The sequence below is a fragment of the Mycolicibacter acidiphilus genome (assembly GCF_018455725.1).
GTDB classification, from domain to species: Bacteria; Actinomycetota; Actinomycetes; order Mycobacteriales; family Mycobacteriaceae; genus Mycobacterium; species Mycobacterium acidiphilum.
On the sequence record NZ_JAHCLR010000003.1, the window covers coordinates 48309 to 71864 of the forward strand.

Annotated in this window: 29 protein-coding genes and 1 tRNA gene; 13 read left to right on the top strand and 17 right to left on the bottom strand. The window is 67.5% G+C overall.

All coding sequences use genetic code 11. The features are described from left to right. Positions 1–98 precede the first annotated feature (98 nt). Positions 99–1178: an AurF N-oxygenase family protein gene (locus KIH27_RS01935; RefSeq protein ID WP_214091232.1), complete on the top strand. Its 1080-nt coding sequence runs from the start codon at positions 99–101 to the stop codon at positions 1176–1178. Between the two features lie 27 nt (positions 1179–1205). Then, positions 1206–1631, top strand: coding sequence for a pyridoxamine 5'-phosphate oxidase family protein (locus tag KIH27_RS01940; protein WP_214091233.1), 426 nt, complete (start codon positions 1206–1208; stop codon positions 1629–1631). A 4-nt stretch (positions 1632–1635) separates the two neighbouring features. Here KIH27_RS01940 and KIH27_RS01945 read toward each other — a convergent pair whose 3' ends face one another. The 3 genes from KIH27_RS01945 to KIH27_RS01955 are packed head-to-tail and all read right to left on the bottom strand — an operon-like array spanning position 1636 to position 5311. Further along, complete coding sequence (locus tag KIH27_RS01945; RefSeq protein ID WP_214091234.1) at positions 1636–1923, bottom strand: hypothetical protein; 288 nt, start codon at positions 1921–1923, stop codon at positions 1636–1638. A gap of 14 nt (positions 1924–1937) precedes the next feature. After that, entirely contained in the window at positions 1938–4070 is a 2133-nt protein-coding gene (locus tag KIH27_RS01950) for a 3-hydroxyacyl-CoA dehydrogenase NAD-binding domain-containing protein (protein WP_214091235.1), read from the bottom strand. A 32-nt stretch (positions 4071–4102) separates the two neighbouring features. Further along, positions 4103–5311, bottom strand: coding sequence for an acetyl-CoA C-acetyltransferase (locus KIH27_RS01955; protein WP_214091236.1), 1209 nt, complete (start codon positions 5309–5311; stop codon positions 4103–4105). A 173-nt stretch (positions 5312–5484) separates the two neighbouring features. On the opposite strand from KIH27_RS01955, the gene KIH27_RS01960 reads away from it, so the two are divergent. Next, positions 5485–5889: a DUF2628 domain-containing protein gene (locus tag KIH27_RS01960; protein ID WP_214091237.1), complete on the top strand. Its 405-nt coding sequence runs from the start codon at positions 5485–5487 to the stop codon at positions 5887–5889. 36 nt (positions 5890–5925) lie between these two features. Further along, a complete protein-coding gene (locus tag KIH27_RS01965; RefSeq protein ID WP_214091238.1) occupies positions 5926–7122 on the top strand; it encodes a pyridoxal phosphate-dependent aminotransferase in 1197 nt (398 codons plus the stop codon). Here the strand turns inward: KIH27_RS01965 and KIH27_RS01970 are convergent. Genes KIH27_RS01970 through KIH27_RS01980 form a run of 3 tightly spaced genes read right to left on the bottom strand, consistent with a single transcriptional unit; the run spans position 7091 to position 8498 of the window. Continuing rightward, on the bottom strand, positions 7091–7543 hold the full coding sequence (locus KIH27_RS01970) for an SRPBCC family protein (protein WP_214091239.1): 453 nt from the start codon (positions 7541–7543) through the stop codon (positions 7091–7093). The two genes, KIH27_RS01965 and KIH27_RS01970, sit on opposite strands and share 32 nt — an antisense overlap. Next, positions 7543–8001: an SRPBCC family protein gene (locus KIH27_RS01975; RefSeq protein ID WP_214091240.1), complete on the bottom strand. Its 459-nt coding sequence runs from the start codon at positions 7999–8001 to the stop codon at positions 7543–7545. Before KIH27_RS01975 ends, KIH27_RS01970 begins: the two co-directional genes overlap by 1 nt. Before the next feature lie 53 nt (positions 8002–8054). Further along, positions 8055–8498: an SRPBCC family protein gene (locus tag KIH27_RS01980; RefSeq protein ID WP_214091241.1), complete on the bottom strand. Its 444-nt coding sequence runs from the start codon at positions 8496–8498 to the stop codon at positions 8055–8057. A gap of 60 nt (positions 8499–8558) precedes the next feature. On the opposite strand from KIH27_RS01980, the gene KIH27_RS01985 reads away from it, so the two are divergent. Next, positions 8559–8900: a DUF732 domain-containing protein gene (locus tag KIH27_RS01985; RefSeq protein WP_214091242.1), complete on the top strand. Its 342-nt coding sequence runs from the start codon at positions 8559–8561 to the stop codon at positions 8898–8900. Between the two features lies 1 nt (position 8901). On the opposite strand, the gene KIH27_RS01990 is transcribed toward KIH27_RS01985, so the two are convergent. Beyond that, on the bottom strand, positions 8902–9912 hold the full coding sequence (locus tag KIH27_RS01990) for a PecA family PE domain-processing aspartic protease (RefSeq protein ID WP_214091243.1): 1011 nt from the start codon (positions 9910–9912) through the stop codon (positions 8902–8904). Between the two features lie 186 nt (positions 9913–10098). Between KIH27_RS01990 and KIH27_RS01995 the strand changes: the two genes are divergently transcribed. After that, on the top strand, positions 10099–10503 hold the full coding sequence (locus KIH27_RS01995) for a hypothetical protein (protein WP_214091244.1): 405 nt from the start codon (positions 10099–10101) through the stop codon (positions 10501–10503). A 3-nt stretch (positions 10504–10506) separates the two neighbouring features. On the opposite strand, the gene KIH27_RS02000 is transcribed toward KIH27_RS01995, so the two are convergent. Next, complete coding sequence (locus KIH27_RS02000; RefSeq protein WP_214091245.1) at positions 10507–11172, bottom strand: chymotrypsin family serine protease; 666 nt, start codon at positions 11170–11172, stop codon at positions 10507–10509. Between the two features lie 222 nt (positions 11173–11394). Between KIH27_RS02000 and KIH27_RS02005 the strand changes: the two genes are divergently transcribed. Both KIH27_RS02005 and KIH27_RS02010 read left to right on the top strand, forming a co-directional pair. Next, on the top strand, positions 11395–11898 hold the full coding sequence (locus KIH27_RS02005) for a helix-turn-helix domain-containing protein (protein ID WP_214091246.1): 504 nt from the start codon (positions 11395–11397) through the stop codon (positions 11896–11898). A gap of 30 nt (positions 11899–11928) precedes the next feature. Then, a complete protein-coding gene (locus KIH27_RS02010) occupies positions 11929–12528 on the top strand; it encodes a PIN domain-containing protein (RefSeq protein ID WP_214091247.1) in 600 nt (199 codons plus the stop codon). Positions 12529–12670: 142 nt separating this feature from the next. On the opposite strand, the gene KIH27_RS02015 is transcribed toward KIH27_RS02010, so the two are convergent. Then, positions 12671–12743: transfer RNA gene (locus KIH27_RS02015), tRNA-OTHER, on the bottom strand. A 129-nt stretch (positions 12744–12872) separates the two neighbouring features. On the opposite strand from KIH27_RS02015, the gene KIH27_RS22330 reads away from it, so the two are divergent. Further along, positions 12873–13376, top strand: coding sequence for a cyclic-phosphate processing receiver domain-containing protein (locus KIH27_RS22330; RefSeq protein WP_250149443.1), 504 nt, complete (start codon positions 12873–12875; stop codon positions 13374–13376). Positions 13377–13443: 67 nt separating this feature from the next. On the opposite strand, the gene KIH27_RS02025 is transcribed toward KIH27_RS22330, so the two are convergent. Together KIH27_RS02025 and KIH27_RS02030 are read right to left on the bottom strand one after the other, a co-directional pair. Next, the gene (locus KIH27_RS02025; RefSeq protein ID WP_214091248.1) at positions 13444–13707 is read right to left on the bottom strand and encodes a hypothetical protein; all 264 of its coding nucleotides are present in this window, start codon (positions 13705–13707) and stop codon (positions 13444–13446) included. Then, on the bottom strand, positions 13704–15083 hold the full coding sequence (locus tag KIH27_RS02030; RefSeq protein ID WP_214091249.1) for an ATP-binding protein: 1380 nt from the start codon (positions 15081–15083) through the stop codon (positions 13704–13706). Before KIH27_RS02030 ends, KIH27_RS02025 begins: the two co-directional genes overlap by 4 nt. Positions 15084–15202: 119 nt before the next feature. Here KIH27_RS02030 and KIH27_RS02035 point away from each other — a divergent pair, with 119 nt between their 5' ends. Continuing rightward, entirely contained in the window at positions 15203–15508 is a 306-nt protein-coding gene (locus KIH27_RS02035) for a hypothetical protein (RefSeq protein WP_214091250.1), read from the top strand. Positions 15509–15612: 104 nt separating this feature from the next. Here KIH27_RS02035 and KIH27_RS02040 read toward each other — a convergent pair whose 3' ends face one another. From KIH27_RS02040 to KIH27_RS02065, 6 genes are all read right to left on the bottom strand, one after another. Continuing rightward, on the bottom strand, positions 15613–16104 hold the full coding sequence (locus tag KIH27_RS02040) for a hypothetical protein (RefSeq protein ID WP_214091251.1): 492 nt from the start codon (positions 16102–16104) through the stop codon (positions 15613–15615). Between the two features lie 170 nt (positions 16105–16274). Further along, positions 16275–18284, bottom strand: coding sequence for a hypothetical protein (locus KIH27_RS02045; protein WP_214091252.1), 2010 nt, complete (start codon positions 18282–18284; stop codon positions 16275–16277). A 266-nt stretch (positions 18285–18550) separates the two neighbouring features. After that, complete coding sequence (locus KIH27_RS02050) at positions 18551–19153, bottom strand: hypothetical protein (protein WP_214091253.1); 603 nt, start codon at positions 19151–19153, stop codon at positions 18551–18553. Positions 19154–19594: 441 nt separating this feature from the next. Next, positions 19595–20680 carry a hypothetical protein gene (locus KIH27_RS02055; RefSeq protein ID WP_214091254.1) on the bottom strand — a complete coding sequence of 362 codons (1086 nt, stop codon included), beginning with the start codon at positions 20678–20680 and terminating at the stop codon, positions 19595–19597. Then, on the bottom strand, positions 20670–21605 hold the full coding sequence (locus KIH27_RS02060; protein ID WP_214091255.1) for a hypothetical protein: 936 nt from the start codon (positions 21603–21605) through the stop codon (positions 20670–20672). The genes KIH27_RS02055 and KIH27_RS02060 overlap by 11 nt, the downstream gene beginning before the upstream one ends. A gap of 4 nt (positions 21606–21609) precedes the next feature. Further along, the gene (locus KIH27_RS02065) at positions 21610–21972 is read right to left on the bottom strand and encodes a helix-turn-helix domain-containing protein (protein ID WP_214091256.1); all 363 of its coding nucleotides are present in this window, start codon (positions 21970–21972) and stop codon (positions 21610–21612) included. Positions 21973–22029: 57 nt separating this feature from the next. Here KIH27_RS02065 and KIH27_RS02070 point away from each other — a divergent pair, with 57 nt between their 5' ends. From KIH27_RS02070 to KIH27_RS02080, 3 genes are read left to right on the top strand one after another with little or no spacing between them, the layout of a single operon-like run. Beyond that, positions 22030–22302: a hypothetical protein gene (locus KIH27_RS02070; protein WP_214091257.1), complete on the top strand. Its 273-nt coding sequence runs from the start codon at positions 22030–22032 to the stop codon at positions 22300–22302. Further along, positions 22299–22652: a hypothetical protein gene (locus KIH27_RS02075; RefSeq protein ID WP_214091258.1), complete on the top strand. Its 354-nt coding sequence runs from the start codon at positions 22299–22301 to the stop codon at positions 22650–22652. The genes KIH27_RS02070 and KIH27_RS02075 overlap by 4 nt, the downstream gene beginning before the upstream one ends. Beyond that, positions 22649–23188, top strand: a complete 540-nt coding sequence (locus KIH27_RS02080; RefSeq protein WP_214091259.1) for a hypothetical protein — start codon at positions 22649–22651, stop codon at positions 23186–23188. The genes KIH27_RS02075 and KIH27_RS02080 overlap by 4 nt, the downstream gene beginning before the upstream one ends. Positions 23189–23556 lie beyond the last annotated feature (368 nt).

The window sequence follows — 23556 nt, forward strand, 5'->3', positions numbered from 1 at the left end:
GGCTACTTTTGTACGCCCCCCGCTGGCGTTGTAGCCTGAACTTCTGTCGGCACCGTTGCCGCAGCGCACCGCCGTGACGTGAGCGAAGGGGGGTCCAGATGCTCACAACGCTGATTGATGTCGGCTGCGTGGCCGGGGCCGTCGCGCTCGTCGTCACCCTGCTCGCATTCATCGGATCGGTCCTGGTCAAGCGCTCGAAGCAGGCCCGGGAGATCGGCGACGACCCCGGTTACGTCGCGAGCCTGACGACGCTGTCGGAGGCGTCGGTGCGCCGGCACTTCGATCCCTACGCCGACATCGACTGGAACGCGCCGGAGTTGGCGGTGACGGCCGACGACCCGCGCTGGGTGCTGTCGGACTCCGATCCGCTCGGCCGCCACCCCTGGTATCGGGCACAGCCGCTGGACAAGCAGATCGAGATCGGGCTGTGGCGGCAGGCCAACATCGCCAAGGTCACCCTGCAGTTCGAGAGCATGCTGATCCGCGGCCTGATCCACTACGCCTCCTGGGTCCCCAACGGCTCCCCCGAACACCGCTACTGCCTGCACGAATCGGTGGAGGAGTGCAACCACGTCCTGATGTTCCAGGAGCTGGTCAACCGGATCGGGGTCGACGTCCCGGGCATGCGGCGCTGGATGCGCTGGGTGTCGCCGCTGCTGGCGCTGTACGCGGGCCCGTTCCCGAACGTGTTCTTCTTCGGCGTGCTCGCCGGGGAGGTGCCGGTCGACGTCATCCAGACCAACGCGCTGCGGGAGCCCGGCCGGGTTCATCCGCTGGTGGAGAAGGTGATGGCGATCCACGTGGCCGAGGAGTCCCGCCACATCTCGTTCGCCGACTCCTACCTGCGCAAACGTGTGCCGGGAACGTGGCGGATCAACCGGTTCTGGATGTCGCTGTACGTCCCGGTCGTCTTCCGGATGCTGGCCGGCCAGGTGCTGGTTCCACCGCGCGGCGTCCAGGGCCGCTTCAGCGTGCCACGGTCGGTGCGCAAGACGATGTTCGGTGGTGCCGACGCCTCCGCACGGACTACGCAGGCGATGTTCGCCGACGTCCGGATGCTCTGCCACGAGGTGGGCCTGATGAACCCCGCGGCACGCCTGGTGTGGCGGATGTGCCGCATCGACGGCCGTCGGGCACGCTACCGCAGTGAGCCGCAGCGCACGAACCAGCCTGCCTGAGGCGGTCAACGTCGCTAATCTCGGCTGATGGCCCTGAGTAAGGACGAGCGGGAACAGTTTCTGGCACAGCCGCACATCGCGGCGCTCTCGGTCGACGGCGGCACCGGCCGCGGACCGCTGACGGTGCCGATGTGGTACCAGTACACCCCCGGTGGTGAACCGTGGGTGCTGACCGCTACCGGGTCACGCAAAGCCGGCCTGATCGAGGCCGCCGGGTGCTTCACGCTGATGGTCGAACGGGTGGAGCCGAGCCTGCGCTACGTCGCCGTGGAGGGCGCCGTCAGCCGTGTCGAACGCGGCACCGACGCCCACCACATCGAGTTGGCGCACCGCTACCTGCCGCCGGCACGGGCGGAGAAGTATCTGGAGTTCGCCCTGTCTGAGCTGGGCGAGCAGCTGGTGATCCATCTGCGGCCGCGGCACTGGGTGTCGGCCGAGCTCGGCGCGATCTGAGCGGTCAGGCGCCACAGGCTCCAGATGGCAGCAGCAGCACCACCGGCCAGAGCACCGTCACCTCCGCGACCGTCGCCAGTTCATAGATGCTGTCCGGTGGTATGCCGAACTGCTGCTGAGCCTGCAGTTGGATGCGTTCGACACTGTCGGGGTGGATGAACAGCCAGCCCACCCCGGCGACGACGTAGCCGAACGACAGCCACAGCGCAACTTCGAGCCACGCCGCGACGCTGACCCGGCGGGCCAGCAGACGCGAAATCCCCCGAAACCGCGGGGTTTCGGGGGATTCCACGTCGTGTCGCCGGGTTAGAGCAGCGACGCCGGCGGCTCGAACCGCTCGCCGTAGCGGGCGGCCAGCTCCTTGGCGCGGGCCACGAACGCCGCCTGGCCACCGGGGTAGCCGACGATGTACTGGTGGGTGCCACCGGTCCACGGCGGGAACCCGATCCCCATGATCGCGCCGATGTTCGCGTCGGCGGTCGAGGTCAGCACACCCTCGTCGAGGCACTTCTGGGTCTCCAGCGCCTCGGCGAACAGCATCCGGTCGACCATGTCCTGGAACGGCATGTCCTTGGAACCGGAGTTGAACGTCTCCGCCAGGCCCGGCCACAGGTTGGTGCGCTTGCCGTCGACGTACTCGTAGAAGCCGGCACCCTTCAGACGGCCGGAGCGGCCGAGCTCGATCATCTTCTCGACGACGATCTCGTTCATCTGCTTGGTGTAGCTGCCGCCGGCCGCCTCGATGCCCTCGCGGGTGGCGACGGCGATCTTGTGCATCAGCTCCAGGTTCAGCTCGTCGGAGAGCTGCAGCGGCGCGGCCGGGTAGCCGGCCTGCTGACCGGCCTGCTCGATGCTGGCCGGCTCCACACCCTCGCCCAGCATCGCCAGCGCCTCGTTGATGAAGGTGCCGATGACGCGGGAGGTGTAGAAGCCGCGGCTGTCGTTGACCACGATCGGCGTCTTGCGGATCGCCAGCACGTAGTCGAACACCCGGGCCAGCGCTTCGTCGGAGGTCTTCTCACCGCGGATGATCTCCACCAGCGGCATCTTGTCGACCGGGGAGAAGAAGTGGATCCCGACGAAGTCCTCCTGGCGCTTCACACCGGTAGCCAGACCGGTGATCGGCAGGGTGGAGGTGTTGGAGCCCAGCAGCGCGTTCGGCTCGACGATGTCCTCGATCTCCTGGAACACCTTGTGCTTGAGTTCCTGGTTCTCGAAGACGGCCTCGATGACGAAGTCGACACCCTTGAGGTCGGCCGGGTCGGCGGCCGGGGTGATCCGGGCCAGCAGCGCCGCGGACTTCTCCTCGGTGGTCTTGCCGCGAGACAGCGCCTTGGCCTCGAGCTTCTCCGAGTAGCCCTTGCCGCGCTGCGCGGCCTCCAGCGAGACGTCCTTGAGCACCACGTCGTAGCCGGCCTTCGCCGACACGTACGCGATCCCGGCGCCCATCATCCCGGCGCCCAGCACGGCGATCTTCTTGATCGGCACCTGGGCGATGCCCTCGGGCCGGCTGCCGCCGCCGTTGATGTGCTGCAGGTCGAAGAAGAACGCCTGGATCATGTTCTTCGCGACGTTGCCGGTGACCAGCTTGGTGAAGTAGCGGCTCTCGATGCGGCTGGCGGTGTCGAAGTCGACCGCCGCCCCCTCGACCGCGGCGTCCATGATCGCGCGCGGCGCGGGCATCGGGGCGCCCTTGAGCTGCTTCTTCAGGATCGCCGGGAACGCGGGCAGGTTGGCCGCCAGCGCCGGGGTGGACGGGGTGCCGCCGGGGATCTTGTAGCCCTTGACGTCCCAGGGCTGCACACCCTTGTCCGGGTTGGCCTTGATCCACGCCTTGGCGGCGGGCACCAGCTCGTCGACGGTGTCGACCAGCTCGTCGACCAGGCCGACCTCCTTGGCCTTGGCCGGGTTGAACCGGGTGCCCTGGCTCAGCACGGTCATGAAGGCGTTCTGGATGCCGAGCATCCGCACGGTGCGGGTGACGCCGCCGCCGCCGGGCAGCAGGCCCAGGGTGACCTCGGGCAGGCCGAGCTGGCTGCCCTTGACGTTGGCCGCGATGCGGTGGTGACAGGCCAGGGCGATCTCCAGGCCGCCGCCGAGCGCGGCGCCGTTGATCGCGGCGACGACCGGCTTGCCCAGGGTCTCCAGGGCGCGCAGGTCGCGCTTGATGTTCTCGACCTTGTCGAACGCCAGCTGCGCCTGGTCCGGGGTGATCTGGATCATCGCCTTGAGGTCACCGCCGGCGAAGAAGGTCTTCTTCGCGCTGGTGATGACGACGCCGGTGATCGAGTCCTTCTCCGCGACCAGCTTCTCCACGGTGTTGTGCATGGACTCGCTGTAGTGCTCGTTCATCACGTTGGCCGACCCGGTCGGGTCGTCCAGCGTCAGCGTGACGATGCCGTCGGCATCCTTGTCCCACTGGATGGTGTTCTCTGCCATAGGTTTTCCCGTTTCTCTTCCGCTTGGATGTCTCAGACGCGCTCGATGATGGTCGCGACGCCCATGCCGCCGCCGATGCACAGCGTGATCAGGGCGCGGCGCAGGCCGCGGCGCTCGAGCTCGTCGACCATGGTGCCGGTGATCATCGCGCCGGTGGCGCCCAGCGGGTGGCCCATCGCGATGGCGCCGCCGTTGACGTTGAGCTTCTCGTCGGGGATGTTGAGGTCCTTCTGGAACTTCAGCACCACCGAGGCGAACGCCTCATTGATCTCGAACAGGTCGATGTCGTCGACGGTCAGGCCGGCGCGGTCCAGCACCCGGCGGGTGGCCGGGGTGGGGCCGGTCAGCATGATGACCGGGTCTGCGCCGCTGGTGGCGGCCGCGACGATCCGCGCCCGCGGGGTCAGGCCCTGCTCCTTGCCGGCCTTCTCGGAACCGACCAGCACCAGCGCGGCACCGTCGACGATCCCGGAGCTGTTGCCGCCGGTGTGCACGTGGTTGATCTTCTCCACGTTGTGGTACTTCTGCAGCGCCACCGCGTCGAAGCCGATCTCGCCGAGACCGTCGAACGCGGTCCGCAGCTTGCCCATGCTCTCGACGGTGCTGCCGGGGCGCATGTGCTCGTCGTGGTCGAGCACGAGCAGCCCGTTCTGATCACGGACCGGGACCACCGACTTGGCGAAGTAGCCGCCGGACCAGGCCGCGGCGGCCTTGTCCTGGCTGCGCACCGCGTAGGCGTCGACGTCCTCGCGGGAGAAGCCCTCGATGGTGGCGATCAGGTCGGCGCCGATGCCCTGCGGGACGAAGCCGATCTGGTAGTTGGTCTCGGGGTCCGACGCCCAGGCGCCGCCGTCGGAGCCCATCGGCACCCGGCTCATCGACTCCACACCGCCGGCGAGCACCAGGTCGTCGAAGCCGGCGCGCACCTTGGCCGCACCGATGTTGATCGCCTCCAGGCCGGACGCGCAGAACCGGTTGAGCTGCACGCCGCCGGTGGTCTCCGGCAGGCCGGCCGCCAGCACCGCGGTGCGGGCGATGTCGCCGCCCTGGTCACCGACCGGCGACACCACGCCCATCACGTTGTCGCTGATCTGGTTGACGTCGAGGTCGGGGAAGCGCGAGCGCAGTTCGTCGATCAGCCCGACGACCAGGTTCAGCGGCTTGATCTCGTTCAGGGATCCGTTCTTCTGCTTGCCCCGCGGCGTGCGGATGGCCTCGTAGATGAAGGCTTCTTCGGACATGGCTGGAATTCCTCTTCAATTTCGGGTTCGACGTGGGTTGTTCGATTACGTCTGCTGGGAGAGTAGTCCCCTGTCAGCCACCCTAACAGGGACCCCCTATCAACCGGATGGTTGGGAGGCGGCGACGGTCGCACCGGCCGGCCGGAACAAGACGGCTGCCTACACTGCTGCCCATGACCGATGCCCCGACCTCCGAGAGCCTTTCCCCGTCCTGGCAGCAGCGCTTCGCGTTCTTCGACGCCTACGGCCTGCCGACGTCGTCGCCGGAGGCGCGGGCCGCTTTCAAGGCGCTGCCGTGGCGCGAGCGGATGCGGATCAACTCGAATTTCCTTGCGTTCGTGTTCTTCCCGTTCTACTTCTTCGTCAAAGGCATGTGGCGCAAGGGCCTGGTGTGGGCCGGGGCGGCGATCGCCGCCGGGACGCTGGGCGTGGCCGCCGACGTCAGCGACCAGATCCTGCGGGCGATCGGCCTCGGTTTCGCCGCTGGCGCCATGACCACCGCCAACTGGGCCTATTACCTGCACGCGGTCAGGGGCAGCCAGTCCTGGAACATCTTCGAGGGGTTCGGGCGCCGCTGAGCGAACTGAGCGCACCGGCTCCTAAGCTGGCCGATTATGACGGTGTCGCGGCTGCAGCCCTATGCCACCACGATCTTCGCGGAGATGTCGGCGCTGGCCGCAAGGATCGGCGCGGTCAACCTGGGCCAGGGCTTCCCCGACGAGGACGGCCCGCCGGCGATGCTGCAGGCCGCGTGCGACGCGATCGATCAGGGGATCAACCAGTACCCACCCGGGCCGGGGATCCCGGCGCTGCGGGAAGCCGTTGCGGCGCAACGTAAGCGGCGCCACGGTGTCGACTACGACCCGGAGACCGAGGTGCTGGTGACGGTCGGCGCCACCGAGGCGATCGCCGCGGCGGTGTTCGGGCTGGTCGAACCGGGCTCGGAGGTGCTGCTGATCGAGCCGTTCTACGACTCCTACTCCCCGGTGGTCGCGATGGCCGGCTGCCGACGGGTCAGCGTCCCGCTGGTTGCCGACGGCCGCGGTTTCGCTCTGGATGTCGACGCGTTGCGTCGCGCGGTCACCCCCGCCACCCGGGCGCTGATCGTCAACTCCCCGCACAACCCGACCGGGATGGTGCTGTCCGACGCCGAACTGGCCGCGATCGCCGAGATCGCGGTCTCAGCCGACCTGCTGGTGATCTCCGACGAGGTCTACGAGCACCTGGTCTACCCGGGCCGCAGCCATCGGGCGATCGCCGGCCTGCCCGGCATGGCACAGCGCACGGTGACGATCTCCAGTGCGGCGAAGATGTTCAACTGCACCGGCTGGAAGATCGGCTGGGCCTGCGGGCCGGCGGAGTTGATCGCCGGCGTCCGGGCGGCCAAGCAGTATCTGAGCTACGTCGGCGGGGCGCCGTTTCAGCCGGCGGTGGCACTCGCACTGAACACCGGCGACGACTGGGTGGCGCAGTTGCGCGCGACGATGCAGGCCCGACGGGACCGGCTCTCGGCCGGGCTGCAGCGGATCGGCTTCGACGTGCACGACAGTTTCGGCACGTATTTCCTCTGCGCCGACCCGCGCCCGCTCGGGTACGACGACAGCACGGCGTTCTGCGCGGAGTTGCCGCATCGCGCCGGGGTTGCGGCGATCCCGATGTCGGCCTTCTGCGTACCGGACGCGGGGAGGAACGACTGGAATCACCTGGTGCGGTTCACGTTCGTCAAACCCGACGCCACCCTCGACGAGGCGCTGCGGCGGCTGGAGGCGCTGCGTCCGATCACGGCTGGGGATTCGCCGCGCCGCCCATGACCCGCTGACGTAGCCGCTCGGTGGCGGTCTGCAGCACCAGCTTGCTGGCCCGCCGCACCAGGAACCCCGGGATCGGCCCGGAGGGTTCGACGGTGATGTCGAAGCGCACCCGGGTCTGATCGACGCCCTCACGTTTGAGGGTGTATTCGACGTGCTGACCGCGCTGCTGTGCGGTCGCCTTGGCGTCCCAGATCATCCAGTCCGGGCCCCAGTGGTACTCCAGGATCTCGTGATCCACCAGGCCGAGCACCTTGATGGTTGCGCGGACATGGTGGGGGCGGCCGTCGGCGTAGGAGTCGAGCACCTCCATCCGCTTGTGCACCGGTGACCACGACACCAGGTCGGTCACATCGGCGAGCGCATCCAGGATCGCCTCCGGCGGCGCGTCGATCACGATCTCGCGAGATGCCCGGACCGCCATCAGGTTCCCGACTTCCCCGTTGCCAGCACCGTCATCACCCGGGACCGAAGCCCGTCGGTCGCTGCGGTCAGAACCTGGTTGCGGGCGCGGTTGACCAGGAATCCCGGCAGCAGCGCCGACGGCTCCCAGGTGACCGCGAACTCCACCCGGGTCCGGTCAGGCTCCTCGGCATGCAGCGTGTACTCGCCGTGCTGCCCGTGCTGGTGGAAGGTTGCGATCGCGTCCCACAGAACCCAATCCGGGCCCCATTGAAACTCCAGCAGTTCCCGATCGACCAAGCCGACCACCTTGATCGTGACCTTCACGCGATGCGGTCTGCCGTCCGGGAACCGGTCGACGATCTCGGCGCTCCGGTGGATCGACGACCACGTGGGTACCGCGTCGAAATCCGCGATGACGTCGAGGATTCTCTCCAACGGCGCATCGATGACGATCTCCCGCGATGCCCGAACAGCCACTACCTTGAGCCTAGTCCCGACGCCGGTCGCCGGCAGGGTTTCAACGGCCCCGGTCAGCGACCCTTTTTGATCTTGATGACCTGGTCGCGCAGGCCGTCGGTCGCGGTCTTCATGCCGCCCTTGAGCGTGCTCTTGAGCAGGAAGCCCGGCAGTGGGATCGACGGGTCGACGTTCATGTCGAAGCGGACCTTGGTCTTGTCCCCCTGCGGGGTGAGCGTGTACTTGGCGTCCTGCGCCTTGAGCTGGCCGGCGGAGATCAGCGTCCAGCCGACGCTGTCGGCGGCCCAGGTGTACTCGATGACCTGTTCGTCGGTGAGGCCGGCAGCCTTGATCCGGATCCGCACCCGGCGCGGCCGGCCGTCGTCGTGGGTGTCGAGCACCTCGGCGCTCTGGTACTGCGGCGACCAGTCCGGGACCGAGGCGACGTCGGCGATGACGTCCAAGATCTCCTCGGGGCTCGCTTCGATGACGACTTCGCGGGAATCCTTCACAGCCATGGCTGCACCATAGTCAGGCAGTTGGAGGCGCGCGGGGATTTACGCGCCGGAGGTGGCACGATGGACGTCATGCGAATGATCTCCACCGGCGCCGGAATCGCCATGGCGATTGCGTCCCTCACCGTGCTACCGGCCGCACACGCCGACGACGCCAGCTACCTGGCCAAGGTCGACCAGTCCGGCGTGGCGGTCCCCGTCACCGACACCGTCAAGCTGTCCTCCGGCCGCTACGTCTGCGCGCTGCTCCGGATGTACGGCCAGACCGGCACCTACCGGTCCGGCACCTCGTCGGGCGACCTGGTCCGCCAGCTCACCAACACGTTCTACTACAGCCCGGAGGCCGCGGACGTTCAGATCGACGCCGCCCAGACCGAACTGTGCCCCGACACCCTGCGCCGCTGAGTCACTGCGGCAGTTGGTCGAAGATCGTCTGACCGACGCCGCTCGGCGAGTTCGAGATGTAGACGGGGTTCTGCGCGAACAGGATGTTCCCGGTGTTGACGCTGTTCAGGTAGGAGTCGAGGGTGCTGCCGCCGGTGACGATGGGGTCGTCGTCGAAGCCGGTCGGGATATAGGAGTACAGCAGCGTCGCGCCGTCGGCGGTGTACACCGAGATGCGCGTCTGCATGTCGAGGTACTGCAGGTTCCCGATTCCGAGGTGGGTGGCGACGTCGGCGGGGATCACCGACGCGGGGAATTCGCCGAACTTTCCACCGGAATCGATGACGGCGGTGATCTGCTGCAGCGGACCGTCGTTGAACTGCACGGTGAGCTGTGCGCCCGGCGCCCCCTCGACCACGGCCCGCACCGGCAGCGGGTTCGGACCGAACTGCAGCAGGTGCTGCGGCTCGTCGATCAGCACACCGTCGCTGAGGTTTCCGGGCATTGCGGCGGTCATCGGCTCGGACTCCGGCCCGACCTGGTTCACGCCGATGCCGAGCAGGCCCTCCGCGGGCAGCAGCGGCGCGGTGAACGACGCCGGGAACGTGAAGAAGACCGCGTCGATGGTGGTCGGATTGCTGACCAGGCCGTTGCCGAAGTCGACGGTCTCCGGGATCTGCAGGTAGAAGAAGTAGTTGCCGCCGCCCATTTCGGACATGCCGATGCCGGTCGGGAAGGCCAGTTGCTGCCAGCCCAGGTCCCAGATCGGGACGATGACGCCGGCCGACCCGGTGTCGACCACCAGTGGCACGGTCGGTCCGCCGCCGATCGAGACGTCGACCACCGGTTCCTGGCCGTGAATGGTCTCCACCACCTGCAGCGGCACCGCGCCGTACGGCAGTGCGGTCCCGTCGGCGGCAGCGGCCCCGGCCAGGTCCGCATCCGGCACCGCGAACCACGTCGACGGGTCCAACAGCTGGTCGAAGTCGAAGTCGGCCCGCGCCGACGGGACCAGCCCGAACGCCACGGACACGCCCAACACGGCGCCGACGAACCGACGTGTCCCTGCGCCGTGACCCGACATACCGCCAACTTCCGGAACTCTGATGACCGCCGTCCGCGCAACGCCTCGGAATCGCGAACCAGGCTGAACGTACCTCAAAGTTACTCAGTATTCTATTAGGAGAACTCTGGGAATCTCGGGCGCTACCATCTGCGTATGAAATCGATCACTCGCCGGGTCCGTGGACTGTCCGCCGTCGCCGTCCTGGGTGTTGTCGCACCCCTCATCGCGCCCGCGCCGGCGTACGCCGCGATCCCGATCGTGTTCGAACTGACCGGAACCTTCACCGAGGGTGTGCTGGTGTCGTATATAGGCGCCGACGGCCAGCCGGAGGTGACGACTGTCGGCCTGCCGTGGTCGACGGCGTTCGACTACAACGGCGACGCACGGTCGCTGACCTTCACCGGCTCGCATCCGGGCGACGCCCCGGGGTCGATCACCTGCCGGGTCTCGGTCAACGGGCGAACCATCGTGTCGCACACCAACAATGTGCCCGCCCCGGCCGTGAAGGGCGCCACCTGCAACATCGTCAACCTGGGTAAGGGCTACATCGGCAACTGACCGCTAATCGGCCAGGGTGAACCCGGCGCCCGAACCGCCCCGGGTGTTCACGTCGTCGAGGATCGCACTGAACGACACGATCCCCGACGCCGGCTGGGCCAGTGGCGCGACCGGAACGGAGCCGTCGGGGACCATGCCGACGATCAGGTCGTCGACCGTGACCGGCGCCCCGTCATCGCCCGGCTGCCACCACTCGTTGCCGTCGGGGTTCACCGCGCCGGAGTCACCGTCCCAGCAGGTGACACCGGTGACGTGGCCGAGCATGCAGGCCTGCTGCGCGTGACCGGGGTCGGTGTCGACGCCCTTGATCGCAAAGCCCTCGTAGTTGCGGATGCCGGCCACCTTGGCGGGATCGAATTCGATCACCGCGTAGCCGAGACCGTCGTCGGTGGCCGTCACCGTGCCGACGACGCCCTCGTCGTCGGCGCCGTCGACGACGACGGGTGCGCCCACTCCCCCGCAGTGCGCGGCGGTGAAGCCGATCAGCCGGCCCGCGTCGTCGTATCCGATCGCGGTCAGCGTGCACAGCGTGTCGCCGTTGAGTGCGATCCCGGCTCCACCGCCGAGCAGCAGCTTGTCACTGGCCGTCGCGGTGGTCGGCAGGACGGTGGCCGCGATCACGGCGGCGACGGCGATTGCGGCCGTAAGCGGTGGGAATCCAAGGCGCACAGCGGCCAAGTCTATGAGCACGTCGACGACGGAACCGTCCACCGCTTGGCCGGCCACCACCCGCCACCGGACGCCAATCACCACAGGAGGCGGGGCACCGACTCGCCCGCACCCACCACGGACGCGGTTGTCGACGCCTGACGCCTCACCACCCTTTCGTAACTTTCGCAACTTCGTTAGACTGGTCGCATTCCGAGGGTGGGACGAAAAGTGAGGTGACCGATGAGCACCGGCTCCGCGGAGATCGTCAGCCCGGTTCCAGCCGATGCCGATGGGCTTGCCAATGTCCTCAGCTTCATCGAGGCGCACGAGGCCCGACACAGGACATCTCCTGCGCCCGCCTTCTTCTTGTCCGGCGCGGGCGAACACGACCGCGTCGAACTGACCGAGCAGCTTCACGAGGTTCTCAAACGTGTCGTCCACGCCCTCAGCCGCGGCCAGTCGATAAGCATCCTCACTCGCGACCAGGAAATCTCCACCCAGCAGGCTGCCGAGATCCTCGGCCTGAGCCGCCCCACCGTGGTTCGCCTCATCCAAGACGGAGAGTTGCACGCGCATGTGCCGGGCGCAGTCCGTCGCAAGCTCCGCCTCGCTGATGTCCTTGCCTACCGCGAGGAGCTTCGCACTCGCCGCAACCGGTTCATCACCGAGAGCTCGGCAGAGTTTGCGGAAGCCGACGCCGACGAGGTCACCCAGTTGCTCACCGAGGCGAAACGCAAGCGTTGACCGTCCGCGGCTTCTGAAAGACTCGCGCACATGTATCGGGCTGTCCTCGACACCTGTGCTCTGGTGCCGAACCTTCAGCGCGACTTCCTGCTGCAACTCGCCACTGAGGAGGCGTACGCACCGCTGTGGGGATCTGGGATTCTCTTCGAGCTGGATTACGTACTCGCCGGCCTCCACAGCAAGCGCGGGATCAGCGATAGCGCCGTTCGCCGACAGCATTTGTTCAACCAGCTGAAGCAGGCGTTCCCGGGCTCGGAGGTTCACGCCCCCAAAGACCGCGAGTACGGCTACGGACTCAACGACCCCGACGACGGCCACGTCGTTCACGCGGCAATCATCGGCAAAGCCGACGCCATCGTCACCGATGATCGCCGTGCTGGGTTCAGCACGGCACGCGTGCTCGTGGAGGCCGATGTCGAGACCGTGTACCCGCATCAGTTCGCCGCCAACACCGTCTCAGCACACCCGCATGCTGGGGTGCGCGCGTTGCGAGAGATGGCGAATCGCCGGACCAACCCGCCGCAGACCGCGGGGCAGATCCTTGAGCTGCTGGTGACGCGGCACAAGATGACCGAGGTCGCCGAGATCCTGCGACCGCGGGTGGCGGAAGACAGCCAGCGCTCCGGCTGATCACCCGCAACTCGGTGGCTCGGCAGGTGACGTCGGCAACAAGGCGTGTGCACTCAGCCATGGCCGCTGCGGGCGGAGTGCATGACCCGGGTCGTGGGTCCGAGGGGACCGAAAAGCGGCCTGTCGAGACCGAAAAGCCAAGTGGCCAGGGCCGGGATCGAACCGGCGACCTTCCGCTTTTCAGTTCGAAGGCAGACACGTTCTCCCAGGTCGCCGAACTATGCCTAACTCGCCTGACCTGGGCTTTCAGTGTGTTGGAGTGGGGGTTCGGGTACAGGTCTTGTGACATCTCTGTGACACATCCTGACATCACCGGGCTGTTCCAGCTCCCTAGAATCGTCTCCATGGGCCAGCCCGCCGACGGTGACCGCGAAGACGCTGGAGGCGATCACCGAGATGCCGCCGAGACCGTCCGCGACGACGCTTACTACGAGGGCCTCTCCCGGTCGATCGAGGTTGGTGACTACACGGTCAGCGGCCCGATCGAGTACGGCGCAGGCCATCCCGCCGGGAAGAAGCCATCACCCATCAAACTCTTCGTCGACGATCTTCGCGACCCGCCCGATGGGAGCTGGACCGTGGCACGGACATCGTCCGCCGCGCTGGAGATCCTCCGCAGCGGCATCCCGGTAATCGAGCTGTCGCTGGACCACGACCTCGGCGGCGAGGACACGACGAGACCGATCGTGCTGCACCTGGCCGAGCACGGCGGGTGGCCGAAGATCGTACGGGTCCACACAGCGAACCCGGTCGGCGCGGAATGGCTGACCGGGATGATCAATCGGTACGGGCCGGGGGGTGACACGGTGATCAGGTCGACCGGTGAGGTTAGTCTGCCCGATCCATAGTCGGCATGCTCCCCGACGGGTCGACCGGCAGACCGTCATCAGGGGCCAGCGCCAGGATCTCCGCCTGCTACCCCGGGGTGAGGCCCTGCGTCTTCGCCACCGCGGCGCCCTCCTCGGCACCGCCGGCGAGGGTCCCGACGGCCAGTTCCAGGTCCGCTCGGAGACTCCGCTCGCGGGCGTCGGCGACGGTCTCCGTGAGCTCCCCGGCTACCCGGGCAGCGGCGGTGAGGGTCAACCGCTCGGCCCCGTGGGCGGTGATCAGAAGCACCACGGCTTCCCCGGTGCCTGACCGGGTCAGACGGACGTAGGGCAGCAGGCTCTCGGTGGTCACAGGTAGCTCCCGTCGGTTGGGGCAGCGGCCTCCGCCCGCGCCCGCATCTCCCGGACTGCGGTACCCAGTGATGCGGTGGTGACCGGGCCGCCGAGGACGGCCCGGCGGACGGCCTCCCGCAGCGCCGCCCCTGAGGTCTCACCGGCGGCGGCCATCCCGGCGACGGCGGCTACGTCAACCTCGGCGGCCTCGGGGAGGCCCTGCAGGAAGCAGCTCAGCAGCTTCTCGATCGTCATTCGATCCGGGTGTGCCACAGCGACTTTCGCGTCAAATCGACCCTCCCTAACCGCGGCTTTGTCGAGGTAGACACTATTCGTCGATGCCAAAGTCAGCAGGCGGGTAGTCGGGGCTGCGTCGAGTGCGGCGAGGAGCTCTGCCAACCCCCGGCCGCCGATCCTACGATCGGACGGCACAAACAGATCGAGGTCTTCGAGGATGACGGCAGTACCGGTGTCACCGGCCAACTCCGCGGCCTGACGCATCACCGTGGTGAGGGCGGATTCGCCGACCTTCGGGTCGGCGATCAAGACCGTAAATCCGTGATCCCGGTGCAGCTCGGCGGCCACCGCTGCACACACCGCACTCTTCCCGACCCCCGGCGGCCCCGACAACAGCACCCCGCGGCGGCAGCCCAGCCCAGCTGCCCGGAGCCGCTCGTGATCTTCCGCGACCGATCTAATCGCCAGATCGAGCTCGCGCCACAGGGTTTCGTCGGCGACGATGTGGTCGCGGCTCGTTTCCGGCGGGGTTTCGACCAAGAGACCGAGCTTTCCACCGGAGCTCAGGGTCACCCGCAGCCACCGACCCCGGTAAGGATTCCGAGCCTTCGCCGTCTCCCGAATTTTCTCCAAGACTTCCAGCGCGACCGCCTGATCGGACGGCCTGGCGACGACTTCAAGTTCGTTGGCGTCGTAGCCGCCCCTCCCGTTGAATCGGATCACCACGGGAACATCAGCCAGCGTCCCGGCGGGGAATCCAGCCGAAAGTTTCTGTGGCAGACGAAATTTCGTATCCTCACCGAATGCTTCCATCGTCCAGCTGGGCGGGGCCGGTACCCCATGCGGGCCGACGGCCGCCCCGTGTTCGGTGATCCAATCGGCGAGCACCAGGCCAAACGTGATCCTGGTTATCGCGGTCAGCGGGGCCTGCTCGGCGGTCAGCGGCGAGTCCGGAGTGACACCTAAAACCTTCTCCGCGAAGGTGTTCCCGGTCTCCTGCCTCTCCGGGCGGGTGCCGGCGAGCAGATGAGACAGGGCGGCGACCACGTCGCGGACGGCCGGGTTTGGATGGGTCCTGATCCAGTCGGGCGCGGTCGGATTTTCAGGGATTGGCGCCTGGCGGGATCCGTTGGTAGCAACCGTCACGCTTTCCATCATACATCAAACCGTGGTACGTTACTCTCTTGCTTTCAAGCCGATAGCCACCGGTCAGAGGTCGAATTCCCCTGCCCTCAAACCGATTTCGGCACCACCGGCAACGCCCCCGGCGGGAGAGCATGATCCGCCGGCGCGGGTGGGGTGCGGGGGTCGCCGACCCGGGGTGTGTGATCTCCCGGCGGTGGATCGAAGCTGCCGGACTGAGCGGGGCGTCCGACGAACGGGGTCCGGTCGCCGTCGGTTCGCATGTCCGGTGGGAGAACGACCGGCACCGCGGCGGCGTCCGGACACTCTTCGGTGGAATGGAATCCGCGGGTGACGCACGGATCCGGGTGTTCGCGGGCACCCAGGCCCAGGACGAGGCCGGAGGCGACGACGGCAGCCGCGACAACCGGAATCGCATACAGCAGTGGAATTTTCATTAATCCTTCTCCTCGTCTTCGTCGGCGTCCTGGCCGCCGAACTTGGCGGTGAAAGCAGCCATGGCCTCGGCGTGAGTGTCTGGTTCGGTCATCTCGGTCTCCTCCTTCTATCCGGCCAGGTTGGCCGGGGTGGTTTCGTTGGCGTTGAGTCGGGCCCATTCGCCCAGGGTTGCCGGCGGTTTGAGTGACGGCGGCCATTGGATCCCTCGGTTCCCGGCGCCTGCCAGGATCTTCAACCGGTCGCTCGTGACCGGGATCAGGGTCTCGATCCCGCAGGCCATCGCACCGGCGACCGCGGCCGCGGCAGTGGTACCCCGGAAGCCTTGACCTGGGATTTCAAGCCGGGGGTAAGCCTCTTTCAGGCGGGAGACGATGGCGTCCGCCCCGCGTCGGCCGGGAACCGGCGAAGACCCGATGAAGGTGCTCAAGGTCAACAACGGGATCTCGGCGACCGGGACACCGGCGGTGACCAGGGCATCGGCCAGGAGCCACCGGAGGCCGGCCCGGCGCTCAGCTGATGGATCCCGATCGGGGCCCTGCCAGAGGTTTTTCACCAGCACACAGACCTCCGGGACGCCGGCTTTCAGCACGGTTTCCATGACCCGGGAGACGATCGAATGGTGATGATGCAAGGTGGATGCGAAGCTGTGGGCCCCGCCGGGATCCGGGCTAGCGATCGGCACGCACCGCGGTAGGGGTTTACCTTCAACGACCGCGGCGAAAGAAACCACGGTGGTTGTGATGTCCAGGGCGACAGCGATTCTCGGTTCTACCATTGTCCGTCGTCCTCTTCGTCTGCCAAGCTGCCAGCGGGGCGGTCATCCGGGCGGAGCAAGCCGGCGCGGATTGCGTAATCCCTGACGGGATCGGTGGATTCAGGGGCCGGGGGTTCGGTCGGGGGTTCGGTCGGGGGCTCCGGTTCCGGCTCCTGTGCCGGCTCGGGAGCCGGGGTCTGTTCGGAAGCTGGTTTCGGTTCGGGAGCCGGGGGTTCCGGTGTGGCTTCCGGCGGCTTCCGGCCAAGCATCGCCGCAGCCACCATGGCCTGGTCAGGAACCGGGATTTTCCCCTTCAGCTCCGCTTCCAAATCCTCCGGGCTGCGGTAGCCCGCCTGGAGCAAAACGATCCCCCGTCCTTCGGTTTCCATGACCCCACGGCCCTTGCAACTCATGGGAATTCGGGTTGGGTCAGGTGCATCTCCTGGCTGTTTGCCCAAGACGGTAACCGCCTGCTCCGGGGTGCTCACCCGGAAGCAAAGTTTCAAAGCGGCGTTATCGCGAATGACCGTCGGAATGCTCTGGGCGTCCGGTTTCTGGGTGGTCAAGATGCAGACGATCCCCGCCGACCGGCCTTTTTGAATCAGCGTCCGGACGAGCTTCGTTATCTGTCCGGAAACCGCTTTCTCCTCCGTGCTTTTTCCGCTGGTGTCCAGCCAGGTCTGAACCTCATCCAACACGCAGAACACCGGATAGAGGCCGTGCTTTTTCCGATCGGCTTCCGAGATATTCCAAAAGTTGTTGGCACCAAGGCATTTGTGCATCGCCTCTGCCCGATCAACCCGGAGAGCCTCCAGTTTCTGCAAGGTCTCCAACGGAGCGTCGTCGTCCCCGCTCCGGTCGTAGACGGCGGCGATATGCCGCAGCGGGTGCAGGTCATAACCGGCCTTACCGTCGAAGACGAAAAGCTCAGCAGCTCCCGCCATATCGGCGAAAACCGGGAGCATCGAGGCGGTCTTACCGGAGCCCGGGACCCCGCCGATGACCATCCCGCTTGACCCATTCCAGGTGATCCAGGCTTCGTCCCCGCCGGCCGTGATCCCGAGGAGCGACCGCCCGCGGTTGGCGTCGAAACGGCCGCTGACGGGCACTGATTCGGCCAACGGATCCCGGTCGTGGAAGGCGAGCCGAATGTCGCCGCTGGCGGTCTCGGTCACTGCCAGATTCGCTGCGTTCACCCCGGCCGCCTTGAAGGCCGCCCGGAGCGCTGGCAATGCCCGCGACCATCTCTCCGGAGAATCCCCCGTCCGGTGGCGGTAGGTGATTTCCAAACCATCGGGGCCGATCCTCACGCCGGCCAGGCTGGGGATGGAATTGACGGTGACCTTCTGCGGGATGGTCTGATCGGTGCCGGGGTGGGTGTCGGTTCGGGTGGCGACGTCGGCCAACCCGGCTGCCTCACAAACCCCCGCCCACCAGCTGTCGTCCCGGAGCTTCGCCAACACTGGATAGCGTTTCCGGGCGTCCTCCAAGGCAGGCATCAGTACCTGCCGGTGCCAGGTGGCGTGCGTCTTCGACTGGGCCACTTCCGGTCGTTTCGCGATGAGAACCGCCGTCGCCGTCATCGACGACGGGATACCGCCGCCCTGACCGAGATACACCAGCGGCCCGTCGCCGGCCGGGTTATGCCCCAACTTCGGCGACAGGTTCTGATCCGCCATGCTGGTCCCGTAATGCCACACGGGGATCGCCCGACGGACGCCGTGGGTCGCACCCGTCCGAACGGTTCGGGCACCCCCGAGAGCCGCCTGCTCTTTCGCCTGGATCCCCTTCACGGATTCCGCCATCACCCGATCGGCTTCCCGGCGGATTCTGGATTCTTCCGCCGCCGCCTCGCGTTCCCCGCGGTCTCGAATCCCATCCAGCGTCCGCTGAAGCTCACGGGCTTCCCGGGCGCTGTCGGCTTCCGCGGCGGCCGCCTGTTTCCGTTCCCAGCGGAGGCGCTCCTGCTCCTCGGCGTACCGGCGGCGTTCCCGCTCGGACTCCGAGACCTGGTACCGGCTCATCACTCCCACCCGCTCTTCTGCTTCGCTCGGATCCGTTCAATCCGCGCGGCTGATTCCCCGGCCAGACGCCGATACCGCGACCTCAGCTGCTGCACGTATCGCTGCCCCCGGGCCCTGCCGGCGGCCACGGTCGCCGCGGCCTGCTGCTCGGCACCTGCGATGAGATCAGCGGCCGACGGTGGGGGTGCTGCCGGCGGCGGCGGATATTCCTCGCCGCGGTAACCGGCGGCGAAGGCCCCAGCAAGCTCACGCAGGAATCCCATGAGCTATCCATCGATCCGGATATCGCCGAACGGATCATCGGCGGTTTCCCACACCCCGCTCTTCACCCGCGGGGGCTCCGGCTCGGCCGGCCCCTGTGCCGGCCACTCCTCCACCGGCGGCTGCGGGGCCTGCTGCTGCCAAGCGGCCCTGGCATCGGCTTCGGCGGCCATCCGGATCCGAGCATTGGCCTCTTCGGCCTGTCGTTCCGCCTCGGCACGCTGGGCATTCGCCGTGGCCTCCGACCGGATCCGGGCGGCTTCCTGTTCGGCGGCGGCCCGGCAGGCGGCCAAATCGGCCGCCTGCGCCTGCTCCCGGGCCAGCCGTTCGGCCTCGGCCTGGGCGGCCCGGATGGGTGCTTCTGCTTCCCAGCGTGCCTGAGCCGCCGCCTGTACCTGCTGGAGTTTGGCGTTGGCGGATTTCCCTCCGGAGACCACGGCGGCGATCCCGCCGATGATCACCATGAGGAAGAAGACCACCACCAGCACCTGCACGATGATCGCGACCGCTGCCGGGGCGCCGCCCCCCTGGTGGTGGCTGATGATGTCATCGCCGAGGTCTGCCAGGACGGTGGTGACCGCGGTGAAAGCTGCTACCTGACCGGGCATTTCGGGCCGCCTCCTCTTATCGCTGCGCAGCTGATGCTCTTATGAGCCGCCAGGCGAATAAGGGCGTCAGCTGATGTGATTTTAATTTGTCACGTGACGGAACGCCAACACGTCAAGGGGTTTTTCTCGAAAAAGTTTTCCGGCGCGCAGTGTGGCGCAACAGATCCCGGGGAGGTCGACGCGGAATTGGGTGCGCTGCACACCCTCTCGGGTTGGCGTCGGGGACACCTCGGGACGGGGTCGGGGTGAAGTCGGGTGAGATCGGTTGGTGTCCAGACGGTTCCGCGGGTGAGGGCACCGAGGGCACTTTCGAGCTGCCCTCATCTCCCGCGAGAAGGCTCAGTCGACTCCGTTTTCCCAGGTCAGGCGAGGGTGGGGGTGTTCGTCCCTGAGATGAGGGCACGCGTAAGTGCCCTAAATGCGCTAACTGCCCTCAGTGCTCTAACCGGCTCGGGCGGCGGCCAGCACCTCATCGACTACGGCAGCCACATCGGCGACCACATCGGCCTTCCGGGCGGGGTTGATGATGAAGGCAGCGCCCCGAAGGCTCGCAGCTGGGGCGACGACGCCGGCGGCAACCGCGGCGTCGAGGGCTTCCGCGAGTCTCTTCTTCTGCGGTCCGGAGAGCCAGCGGTTTCGGATGGTGGACCGTGGGAGAGGCGTCCCGGCGGACACCAGCGCCGCCAGGACGGCCCGCACGGTCCGGCGGAGGACCGGATCCGCTGCGGGCCGATCCGGTCCATCGGCACCGGTGGACCGGGGATGATCTGTCGGCGAACTGGCGGAGGACGGCGTTGTCGATCCACCGGACCGCTCACCGGTGGACGGCTTCTCACCGCGGGCAGAATCCACCGGTCGGCGGTCCACCGGATCCGCCACCGACCGTCCCCGCAGGTCGGCGCTTGTTTCCCCCGATGATCCATTCACCGCCAGTCCGCCGATTCCCCCGCCGTCGCCGGCGGAGTCCTCCACCAGGTCCGCCAACGGCTGGGCCAGGGGCAGTCCGGTCGGAGCCGGCGCGGACCGGTCCACGCGGCCCACCGCGACAGCCGACCCGGGGCGCTGGTTGATCCGTCGCTGGGCCAGATCGGCGGGCCACTGGCGGACGGTGGGCGCTTCGCCGGGGTACCTGGCCGTGATCGTCCCGGTGGAATCCACCAGGATCAGCCAGTCCTCGGTGAGCCGCTCGATCGCGGCCGCGAGAGACTGCGGAGTGAGTCGGAACTCGCGTGATCGATAGTTCTGATGGTTGATAGGCAGCGGTCCTCCGGTGGCGAGGTCGAGCAGGATCATCCGCTCAGCACGGGCGATGTCGGGATCCGCGTCATGTGTCGAGTAGAGGATGAGACCACTGTCGTCATCCATTGGTCGGATGCCGGCCTCCCGGGCGTAGAGCAGATAGGCGGCCGCGACGTACTCTGGCTCCGCAGGGTCCCACGCCGGGACGTAGCGGCCGAACAGCCGGAGCTCCCACCGCAGCCCTATTACCGTCGCGCGGTCGGCCTCCAAGAGGTGCTCAACCGCCACCGGACCCAGCTCCGACAGCCGTCAACGTCCGAACGGGAAACCGGTCGCCGGCAGCAGCGACCACCTTCCCTACGGTCTTCCGATCGATTTCGACGGCATCCGCGACCTTCCTCTGAGACACCCCGGCGGAGACGGCGGCGAGCACCTGGGCGATGGTGTCGACGGGAAGGATCGTCACCCCGTCAGCGATGATCTGCTGCGCCGTGGCGCGGTCGTCGGCCGACGGTTCGGGCAGGTCGGTGGCTCCGACGACGGGAGTCGCATCGGCCGCCGTCGGAGCCAGCTCGGCGGCCGGGGAGCGCGACTCGATGACGGCGCGTTCCACACCCCGGCGGGGTGCCGTCGACTCATCTTCCCGCCCCGCCAGGACACTCGTCTTCACCCGCGGCCTGGCCGGAGCGGGCGGGGTCTCGATCGGCTGACCGGTCGTCACGACTCCGGCCTTCATCCGTGCCCACTGCGGCGCCGTCTTCACCAGCCCGCGGGTCGCCAGGAAGATGGACAGGTCGATCGTCAGCGGGGCCAGCCAGGCAAGTGTCGGAGGCACGTGGACGGCCACGGTGAAGCTGTAGAGCCCGTGCGCCGACCAGCCGAACGCACCGCAGACAACCGCCCAGGTGGTCGTCGTCAAGATCCGATCCTTACCGGACTCGGCCATCATTCGCTCAAGTGTCGGCATCCCCTCGACCGCCCACCAGAGCAGGATCGGCGGGACTGCCGCCCACACGATGCCCGCCGTGCGGGTTGACCCCGGGCCGAGGCCGAGTACAGCGCTGCCGACGTTGCCACCGATGCTGAGCGCTGTGACGGTGATGAGCCACGCCGTCATCCACCGCCGGTCCGACCGCATCGTGTCGAACGCGGCGCGATGCTCCGCCGTAGCCGCGGCGCGGAGCTCGTCGGCCGCCCGGTTACGTCCGCTCATCCGCTCATACCTTCTTCCCTGCCGCCGTCGCCGGGGTCAGCTCTTCCGTGGTCCCGTCGACCCGGCCGAGCGTCAAAGTCCAGTCGACCTGGCCGGTGTATGTGGCGGGGTCGGCCAGGCGATGAGCCTCACCAATGAGGTCGGCGGCGCGAGACAGCGTTCCGATCAGAGTCGCGATCGCGGGGTCGTTCATCGGGGCTTCTCCTTCGTCGGCGGTTAGAGCGGCGAGGTACTCGCCCAGGGTCGATAGCCGTAGATTCGCCCCGCCTTCTATCTGGCTCACCCGTCCGGTCGTCACCCCCAGCCGCTCCGCGACCTGGGCTTGGGTCAGGCCAGCTTTGGCGCGCAAGACGCGGAGGTCGATCACCCCGCCAGCGTAACACGATGTTTAGTTATGACTAAACATGAGGTGTAGCATGTCGACATGAGCAACATCTCGATCCAGCACGACCAAGTCTCCGCAGCCCTGGCCGATCACCACGCCGCGCACGCCGACGCACTCGCCGCGCTCACCCCGCCGGCGGTGACCGGCGGGGTCCCGGGCGACGTCCTCACGTCGATCGCGAGCCTGCTCGCCGGCGGCAGGAAGATCCACGAGAACGCCGTCGCGATCGGGCGACTCGGGGAGGCTGCGAACCGTGCGCTGGAGAGCACTGATGAAGGCAACGCCGGCCGGTTCAAAGGAGCAGAGAAATGAGCGCAGACACCGCCACCGTCGAGGACGTCATGCCTGGCTTCGACCGTCTGATGACGGTGGCCCGCGATTGGCACATGCTGACCGAGGACACGCGCGACGCCGTTCTCGACGGCCTCACTCCCGACCATCAGGCCCTCCTCCAGCTGATGATCCTCGGATGGGATCAGGGTCGCTGCCTCATGCACCGCGAGGTCTGGACGATGCCGGAGCGCCTCACCGATCCAGCCACGGGCGAGCTCGGAATCGCCGCCGTGCGGCTCCTCGCCGCGCACCATCTGACGATGGGCATGCTGATGCCGGGCTACGTCGATGAGGCCCAAGAGGGGTGGCTACCGCCATGCTTGCCGTGAGCAACCCGGCGCGGCGCAGCGGGCGATGGTCGGTGGTGGCGGTCATCGCGACGGCCGTCCTCCTAACCGCCTGCGGGCCGTCAGTGTCGCCGCGGCCGGTGGCACCGAAGGCGGCGACGGTTGACCTCGTGCAGATGTGGGACTCGGCGACCCCGTGCCCTGACAACCCCGATGCGAAGCTACCGACACGTCCCGGGGGTGGTGAGCTCGAGCGGCAGTTCGCGGTGACGGAATCCGCCGTGCTGCAGGATCTTCGGGCGATACACGCGCCGGGGAAATCCGAGTCCGCGGCGCGGGAGAACGTGGCGAAGTTGAAGACCGGTCTTCGGTGGCTGTGGGCAGTGCTGGATGAGTCGCAGGGACGATACGATCGCGCACCTTCAACCCGGGAGGACGCACTCCGGGCCATGAGTGCCGACCACGCTGATTTCCAGGCCGGACGACATGACATCGAGGCTGCACTCCGGGATGGAAAGTCGACATCGGTGGCCGTCGGGTCTAGCTTCGATCTGGTCTGCGATCGTGACCGAAATTGAAAAGCCAGACGATCCCCACGGATTGATCGGGGAGCACTGGCCAGCGCTGTCGGCCACGGCCTGCCAGAGCGTCTCCGACCATGTTTTTGGCTATACCGTCATCCACGGCGACGCCGCGTCAGCAACCGTCCCGACAGCCGCTCAAGTCGCAGACGACTTCCGCTCCGCTGCAGGTGATTCCCTGCTGTCACAGCTACACATCACCGTCGCCGACCTCCAAAAACACGGAGCCAGTGCCGGTCGAATCGCCTCCCTGATGGACCAAATGGCGACCCGGATCAGAACCGCCAAGCAGAACATCCGCGCCGACTGCCTGGCGGGCACCGAAGAGATCGACAAGGCTGAGAAGAAGGCTCAATCCGCGATAA